The sequence below is a fragment of the Citrobacter braakii genome (assembly GCF_002075345.1).
GTDB lineage: Bacteria > Pseudomonadota > Gammaproteobacteria > Enterobacterales > Enterobacteriaceae > Citrobacter > Citrobacter braakii.
The window spans coordinates 193,120-200,064 of record NZ_NAEW01000008.1 but is presented as its reverse complement, the minus strand read 5'-3'; the positions used below and the strand labels follow the sequence as shown (position 1 = coordinate 200,064).

Genomic DNA, 6,945 nt, shown 5'->3' with positions numbered 1-6,945 from the left:
TGCAGGATTTTAATTTCCATAACTGTCTCAAAAGTGACCATAAGCTCTCCCGAATCAGGAGAGCAGATTAACCCCTGGATCTGATTTCAGGCGTCGGATATGGATCACTTTCGCACCGTTAGTGACACTTTTAATTCCAAATACACGATGAACTGGTTTTTGCTGTCTCTACTCAATGACCACCTGAATCAGCTACTGAACCGATACTCCCGAATACAGGCACTCAGACTCGACCTGTTCTATCAGAAAGGTACAGGACGCTATAAACATTATTCATGGAACGAAACCGAGCAAGAGGTGCGCATGCTGGTTGAACGCACCCTGCAGCACACAAATCTGGCTGGGTATTTCTGGGTACTCGAGAACTCTGTAGACCACGGATGCCATGCCCATGTCGTGTTCTATCTCGACAGGCACCTTAACCAGGCTACCTACCCAATAGCTGAGAGAGTCGGAACAATATGGCGGGAAATAACGCGACGAGAAGGCTATTACAACCGCTGCGAATACAAACCCACTTATGACGTCAGTATTGATAAGCCGGTGAACTACGGTGATACCGAAGCCATTGATAACCTGCGCTACATCATCAGCTACCTCGCCAAAGAAGAGCAAAAACACGGTCACTATCACTACGGAGCCAGTGAGGTACCGTCACCCAGCGGACTGGGGCGTCCTCGCACGGTGTAACTCGCGTTCTGCACTTTTTTACGTATCAATCCATTGATGTGGAAGGGCTGGTGGTAACGAGCGATCCACCACCAGCTCAGGGTAATCCCACAATGGAAGACAGCATCATGACAGAACATATTTCTTTACTCGATGACCAACTGGTGGATATGCGGTTCATCACGAAGCTAACGGGGCTGACGGATAAATGGTTCTATAAGCTGATAAAAGATGGCCTGTTCCCGAAGCCAATCAAACTGGGTCGCAGCTCCCGCTGGCGACAGAGTGAAGTCGAAGACTGGCTATTAGAACGCATCCGTTGTTCGCGCGAGTAGCACGAGCACGCTATCGGTCTGAACATCAACAGGGGAATAACCGAAAAATGTCAGTAGCCGCAATAAGTCTTTTTTAGAAATACAAACCGAAGCGGTGTTGATCAGAGGATGAAAGCCCAGTGAACGACTCGCTGATACAGAAGAATCGATAACAATTCGAATATCCCTCTCCTTGTTATGTGCAATAGCGAAAGGCGTAACCCCGCCAGGTTCCACACCGAGTACTTCTATTAACTCGTCTGATTTAGCAAAAGACAGACGCGATTCATTAAGCTGGAGCGCTAACTCGCGAAGATCTGCCTTTTTATTGCCATCCAGCATATACAGGTAGAAATGCTTACCAGAACTATTTTTCAGCAACAGGTTCTTCAGCAGCTGTGCCGGAAAATCCGCAGCAAAACTCGCATGGTCAGCGACCGTCTTAACTTCCGGATGTGATATGTACTGAAAAGATATATCCAGCTCATTAAGCAATTTCAGAACCGCATGCTCATTCATATTTCCCCCTAAGTTTCATCATTGCCTTTAGCTTATGTCACAGGCAATGTAATTCACCTGAAGCTCATCTTGAATCTGTCCTTCTGTTAAGCCATTACCCTACTGGCACAACCGACCTCAAGATGAGCTTCTTACTTTTAACGATGTGTCAGAACTATCCTGCGCTGAGCGAACAGTGTTGATATTCAATGTAATACCCTGATTCTGACTCGAGCAAAATTTCAGGAGGTGATGTACTCTTCCATCATCCTCTGCAATGCATCCAGTACGTCTAATCAATTAATTAGAGCTGCGCAAGTATCGCCTCTACGCTCGCTTTTGCATCACCAAACAGCATAGTGGTATTTTCTCTAAAGAACAGGGGTTCTGTACGCCTGCGTAGCCAGTATTCATCGAACGTTTGAACACCACCACCTGCTGTGCTTTCCACACTTCCAGTACCGGCATACCTGCGATGGGGCTTCCGGGATCTTCCTGTGCAGCAGGGTTAGGGTTAACGGTGTCGTTGGCGCCGATGACCAGCACCACGTCGGTATCACTGAAGTCGTCATTAATCTCTTCCATCTCCAGCACTAAATCGTAGGAGACTTTTGCTTCCGCCAGCAGCATGTTCATATGTCCCGGTAAACGCCCGGCTACTGGATGGATACCGAATCGTAACTTTACGCCTAGCGCAATCAGCCGACTGGTCAATTCCTGTAAGCGGGGCTGACAAAATACGCTCGCGTAGGCCCTTACACACCATTTCAATCCTGCAGGAAGCAAACCTAATGGGAATTCAGTTTAGACTTGCCCAGTCCTAAGACGTGGAAGCTATTTTCGACGTCAGAACCTCGGTGACCGAGAATCATCTCAGCCGTAGAGAGATGCAGCTGATGGGGATCACCGAGGCCACGATAGCCGCTATGATAGCGCAAGGCCCCTGCGCATGGGTGGCGGTTGATAACGGGAAAATCGTTGAGTTTTCAATGATTTTAACGGATGAATGCTGTCTGTTTTCCGCATTTGTTGTTCCTGCTTATGAGAATAAGGGGATAGGACGTGGGCTGGTCAGCGCCGCGGAGACAGAGATGTTTAAACATCATCAAATTGCCTGGCTGGAAACGGCTAAAAACAGCCGTGCGGTGCAGTTTTACAGGCACCTCGGCTGGGGTAATGAAACGGATATTGATGATGCTGACGTTCGATTAGAGAAGCGCAAAATTATCTGAATAAACGCTAGCCCAGTGTTCAGGTCGAAGCCCGTCATGACCCCTTGATAATGGATAGCGTGGCGTCGGCCCGCTAAACCCACCGCAGGGAGCGAAAGTGTAGCCTTTACGATAACAAGGATGCTGTAGCAAATAGGGTAACCGGGAGATTACCCGAGAAATAAGCCTAAAGGGGTGAAACGGTCTCCACAACATGTTGAAAAACGTAAGGCTCGGAAAGTAGCTCAAACTCTTCATCGTCCGGGTAGGTCACCGCCATGTGATAGTTTTCTCCGGCAAATTCTTTGATCGACTGCAGACCCTGCCACCATTTTGCCAGAAAGAAATGCGGCCAGTCGCCCTGGGTTTCACTGCGCACGAATGCACCTCTGTTTCCCGGTATGCTACTGGAATGCTCCACACCCGTGTTCTCAAGGTGTTTTGCAAAACCTTGCGCATGTTTTAGCGGAACACAGCCGTGTCCTGTTCTGACTATCATTCCCCTTTCCTCTTCCAGTGAAAAATACAACCATGCATCGGCAGACGCCGGACTGTGATTTTCCTGTGAGTGCGGCTCCCAGGATAAAGTGGAAAAAAGGCCGAATATTCCAGCTTAGCCCGGCCCTGTTTTCTGGATGGAGATCGTGCAGCTAAGGTATTTAGACGTTTTTAACCTCGTAGTCGGGCAGAGAAAATTGGCTAATAAAAGCATCAAGCGCGTCGGTATCCGGCAGAGCGGTCAGCGCACCTTTGCGGGTTGTCGCGAGGGCACCGCAGGCACCGGCCTGAGCAACGGCCTGGTGGAGCTGTTCAAAGCTCTCCGGCATCCCGTTTTGTGCAATCCAGGCCAGCAAACCGGCGACAAAAGCGTCGCCAGCCCCGGTGGTATCAACACTGTCGACGGTATAACCGTTAAAATGGATGACGCCGTCGCGCCAGAGCACCATGGCACCCTGCGCGCCGTAGGTCACTACCTTTAGCTGCGCGGGGAATGCCTTAAGGGCGTCAAGAGCTCGGGTAAAATCGTGCGTGCCCGTCATCCAGTACCATTCTTCCTCCGAGAGTTTAAGAATGTCGGCCTGTGAGGAAAATTGGCGCACCGTATCGAGCATTTGACGCTTATCGAGCCACATTTGCTCGCGTAAATTCACATCAAAACTCAGCAATCCCCCACGCTGCTTAACTTTGCCGATAGCGGTGGCTAACGTAGTGCGGCAAACTTCGGCGACCAGCGCCAGCGAGCAAAAGTGCAGAATATCGTCGTTAAATTCTGGAAGTCCGTCGGGCGTTAAAAACTGATCCGCGGAAGGATTGGTTAAAAACGTAAACCCGCGCTCTCCATCACCGTTGAGCGAGACCAGCACCGTGCTGGTTCTGTACTGGCTATCCATCTGAAGGCCTGCGGTTGAGACGCCTGAATCAGACAGCGTTGTTTTTAAAAAATGACCAAAGTCGTCGTCACCGACCCGGCCGATAAAACCGCTCTGGCTGCGTAAGCGTGCGGTACCGACCGCAACGTTGAACGGGGCTCCTCCTGCACAGGCCTGATACTGCATGTCTGAAAGGGGTAGAAGATCGACCACCGCATCGCCAAGCGTCCAGATATTCATGACTTTTCCTCAATAATAATTAACTAATTTTATGCATACACGACCTGCGGGCACGTCAGGTTTTGCGCTATTGCCTAACCGTATTCATGCCCCGCCGGTCATTCAAACCTATCTGTTAAAAGTTATAATCCAGCATCACCTTATAATCGGTAGCGATGGCATCGCCGTTAGTGACCCAGCTTCCGCTCTGCTTTATCAACGAGCCGGTAACTTCCCCGGACACCGTGAAGCGGGAGGTCAGAGGATAATTCGCTGACACCTTCAGGTAGCGATTGCGGGTATTCTGGAATACTTCGCCATCCTCGGGCTGGGCATTATCTTTCTTATAATGCCCGTACCCGCCGCTGAGCGTTGTGGATAGCCTCCCCCAGTTGTGCCAGACGCCGAATGAGGTGCTCCAGCTTTTTTCGTCGATATCGCCCCACTGCGCCCGGTCTAAAATGGCGGAAGCGAACTGCTGGCGGAACCAGACCCCGGTGGTGTTGTTGATAATGTATTGAACACCGGGTTCAATCTGAAATGAACGCACGTCACGGTCATTTTGTGAACCGCCGCTGCGGCGGTGGTCAACCTGCTGGTACAGGTAGTTAAAGAAGGAAAGGCTGTCCGTGACGCGCAGATCGGTAAACAGCTTGATGCGCCCCTGCCAGCGGTCCTCAATTGACGAGCTTCCGCCCATAACATCCCAGCCGTAGCGCAGCCGCTTGTAGAAATATTCATGGCCGATAATCAACTGGGTCCACTGATTCTGGCTGAGGTAAGTCTGATCTTCCCACGTCCCGTTATAGTTGGTGGTTCTGCCCTCAGAGAAAGCCAGATACCAGCCGGGTAACGCATCGTGATGCATAACCCCCTGCACAAAAGTCAGTGAATCCTTCCCGCTATGGAAATGGCTGTTACGCCAGTTATTATCCTCGATGGCATATTTCATTTTCAGCTGTCCGTGAACGCGGCCACCGGTAGGATTAGAGGAGCGGGCTGAGGTCCACATCACATCCTCATCCAGATATGACCACGGATCCACGGCAACAACCTTTCCCGACAAATCCTTCATGATGCTCATACTTGCATTCGCCAGCGCCGGAAACAGAAGAGCAAAAATAACAGTCAGGGCATGATGGTTTTTCATAATAATATCCCGTTAAATCATTTCTTTTATTTTCAGCGTCGCGTGAAAATTATCGTTTTGAGGCAGGCTAATGCTCCATGGCTTGTTCTGCATGGAATACATCCGGGTGCTGAATGCCGCCTTATCGTTGATATAAAAGACGGCAATCGAGTCCTGGATCAGGACGCGTAGCTCAAGTTTTTCATCGAGCGGAACATCCACCCAGGATTCAGCGTTGGCCTGGTGAATCGACGTCAGCGGAGCGTTGAAAAAATAAACCTTCCCCTTGCTCCTGTTGAACACAACGTTGAGCGTTGCGTCAGCCACCCTGTCGTCGGTCAGACCAAAGCTCATCACCATTCCCGCAGAGGGAACGTCTATCGTCGCGCTTAGCTCTCCTTTTTTGGGCAATGGCGGATAGACAGATGACTGCAGCGGGCCGAACTGCGTTGCTATGTTTAGTGTTTTACTGCTCGTTAAGGGGGTTACCGGACCAGGGTTGTTATTTATCACCGTGCGAAGCTCCTGGGGAAGGATGCTGTTGAGCCGCCCGTTGCTGTCTGCGGTGAGCTCATGGGCAACCAGATTTCCTGCCCAGTCAACATTGCCGCCGTCCCGGGTGCCCGCTTTGGTCGGGATCCAGCCGAAGACAAACAGGCGATCGTTTTTAAGCGCCAGTTTTCCCGCGTAAAAACCCGATCCATCGACCACATAGTTATCCATTTTTTGCCACGGTCCTTCCGGATTGTCGGCGACCCGGTACTGGGTCAGGCGCAACGGCCATTGGTCGCTAAAGCTGAGATACCAGCGTCCGTTGAAGAAGACTAGCGTCGGGCATTCGAGGTTGGCATTGCTGGTAATGGTGTCGTTATCAAAAAATACGCCGCGGTCCTGCCAGTTTTCCAAATCGGTTGAGCTGTAGCGGGCAATCACCCCGCGCCCGTTGCTGCGGGTGGTAATTAACATCCAGTATTCTTTCTTTTCTTCAACCCAAACGACATGGGGATCCCGGAAGTCATTCCCCCGGTAGCTAGCGCCCGGTAGAATAGTATTCTGCGGATGTTTTACCCAGTGAAGGCGATCTTTACTGGTGGCGTGCATTATCGATTCAACCGGGAACACGTTTTCATTGTGTGCGGTGTACCAGGCATGCCAAGTATCGCCGACTTTAATCATTGAACCGGTTCCCAGCAGCAGTTCAGGATCGTCCACGTCGTTAACGTAGGGAATCACTTCCGAATGGTTTTGATAATCATATAAGTTGCTGCTCGACAGCAGATGTATGGCGTGTACCCCGAGGTCGCTGCCGCCGCGGATATCGTTCAGATAAAAAATATCAAATTCACCGTCGTTATAGACCGGCATCGGGTCGCCAACAAAGGAGCCTTCGACCCGTGGGAAAAAATCTTTAATATGGCTAATGCTTTTATTTTGTAATGTTTCTTTAGACGGCTGCGACCAGGCTGGCATATTTGCAAACGAAAGCACCAGCAGAGCGACCGATGCCGCTAGCGTTAATTTTTTCATGATACACC

At 50.5% G+C, this 6,945-nt stretch carries 8 protein-coding genes and 1 pseudogene; 3 read left to right on the top strand and 6 right to left on the bottom strand.

The genetic code is table 11. The features are described 5' to 3' along the window. Positions 1 to 99 precede the first annotated feature (99 nt). Positions 100 to 690: a YagK/YfjJ domain-containing protein gene (locus tag BZK42_RS18265; RefSeq protein ID WP_080859658.1), complete on the top strand. Its 591-nt coding sequence runs from the start codon at positions 100 to 102 to the stop codon at positions 688 to 690. A gap of 107 nt (positions 691 to 797) precedes the next feature. Continuing rightward, entirely contained in the window at positions 798 to 1,004 is a 207-nt protein-coding gene (locus BZK42_RS18260) for a helix-turn-helix transcriptional regulator (protein WP_024360482.1), read from the top strand. On the opposite strand, the gene BZK42_RS18255 is transcribed toward BZK42_RS18260, so the two are convergent. Both BZK42_RS18255 and BZK42_RS18250 read right to left on the bottom strand, forming a co-directional pair. Then, positions 975 to 1,502 carry a YbaK/EbsC family protein gene (locus BZK42_RS18255; protein WP_080859655.1) on the bottom strand — a complete coding sequence of 176 codons (528 nt, stop codon included), beginning with the start codon at positions 1,500 to 1,502 and terminating at the stop codon, positions 975 to 977. The two genes, BZK42_RS18260 and BZK42_RS18255, sit on opposite strands and share 30 nt — an antisense overlap. A 283-nt stretch (positions 1,503 to 1,785) precedes the next feature. Further along, positions 1,786 to 2,198: pseudogene (locus BZK42_RS18250) on the bottom strand (NAD(P)(+) transhydrogenase (Re/Si-specific) subunit beta); the annotation flags it as partial. Between the two features lie 140 nt (positions 2,199 to 2,338). On the opposite strand from BZK42_RS18250, the gene BZK42_RS18245 reads away from it, so the two are divergent. After that, on the top strand, positions 2,339 to 2,713 hold the full coding sequence (locus BZK42_RS18245) for a GNAT family N-acetyltransferase (RefSeq protein WP_249025145.1): 375 nt from the start codon (positions 2,339 to 2,341) through the stop codon (positions 2,711 to 2,713). A 166-nt stretch (positions 2,714 to 2,879) separates the two neighbouring features. Here the strand turns inward: BZK42_RS18245 and BZK42_RS18240 are convergent, their stop codons facing one another. The 4 genes from BZK42_RS18240 to BZK42_RS18225 form a co-directional block, all read right to left on the bottom strand. Then, on the bottom strand, positions 2,880 to 3,191 hold the full coding sequence (locus tag BZK42_RS18240; protein WP_080859652.1) for a hypothetical protein: 312 nt from the start codon (positions 3,189 to 3,191) through the stop codon (positions 2,880 to 2,882). A gap of 160 nt (positions 3,192 to 3,351) precedes the next feature. Continuing rightward, positions 3,352 to 4,302, bottom strand: coding sequence for an aminoimidazole riboside kinase (locus BZK42_RS18235; protein WP_080859650.1), 951 nt, complete (start codon positions 4,300 to 4,302; stop codon positions 3,352 to 3,354). Between the two features lie 115 nt (positions 4,303 to 4,417). Next, positions 4,418 to 5,431, bottom strand: coding sequence for an OmpG porin family protein (locus BZK42_RS18230; protein ID WP_032681794.1), 1,014 nt, complete (start codon positions 5,429 to 5,431; stop codon positions 4,418 to 4,420). A gap of 12 nt (positions 5,432 to 5,443) precedes the next feature. Then, entirely contained in the window at positions 5,444 to 6,937 is a 1,494-nt protein-coding gene (locus tag BZK42_RS18225) for a glycoside hydrolase family 32 protein (protein ID WP_079937223.1), read from the bottom strand. Between the last annotated feature and the right edge of the window lie 8 nt (positions 6,938 to 6,945).

Excerpts from the sequence above, each read along its gene's own strand:
- BZK42_RS18265 (WP_080859658.1), top strand. The coding sequence starts at position 100 with ATGGATCACTTTCGCACCGTTAGTGACACTTTTAATTCCAAATACACG.
- BZK42_RS18260 (WP_024360482.1), top strand. The coding sequence starts at position 798 with ATGACAGAACATATTTCTTTACTCGATGACCAACTGGTGGATATGCGG.
- BZK42_RS18255 (WP_080859655.1), bottom strand. The coding sequence starts at position 1,502 with ATGAATGAGCATGCGGTTCTGAAATTGCTTAATGAGCTGGATATATCT.
- BZK42_RS18240 (WP_080859652.1), bottom strand. The coding sequence starts at position 3,191 with ATGATAGTCAGAACAGGACACGGCTGTGTTCCGCTAAAACATGCGCAA.
- BZK42_RS18235 (WP_080859650.1), bottom strand. The coding sequence starts at position 4,302 with ATGAATATCTGGACGCTTGGCGATGCGGTGGTCGATCTTCTACCCCTT.
- BZK42_RS18230 (WP_032681794.1), bottom strand. The coding sequence starts at position 5,431 with ATGAAAAACCATCATGCCCTGACTGTTATTTTTGCTCTTCTGTTTCCG.
- BZK42_RS18225 (WP_079937223.1), bottom strand. The coding sequence starts at position 6,937 with ATGAAAAAATTAACGCTAGCGGCATCGGTCGCTCTGCTGGTGCTTTCG.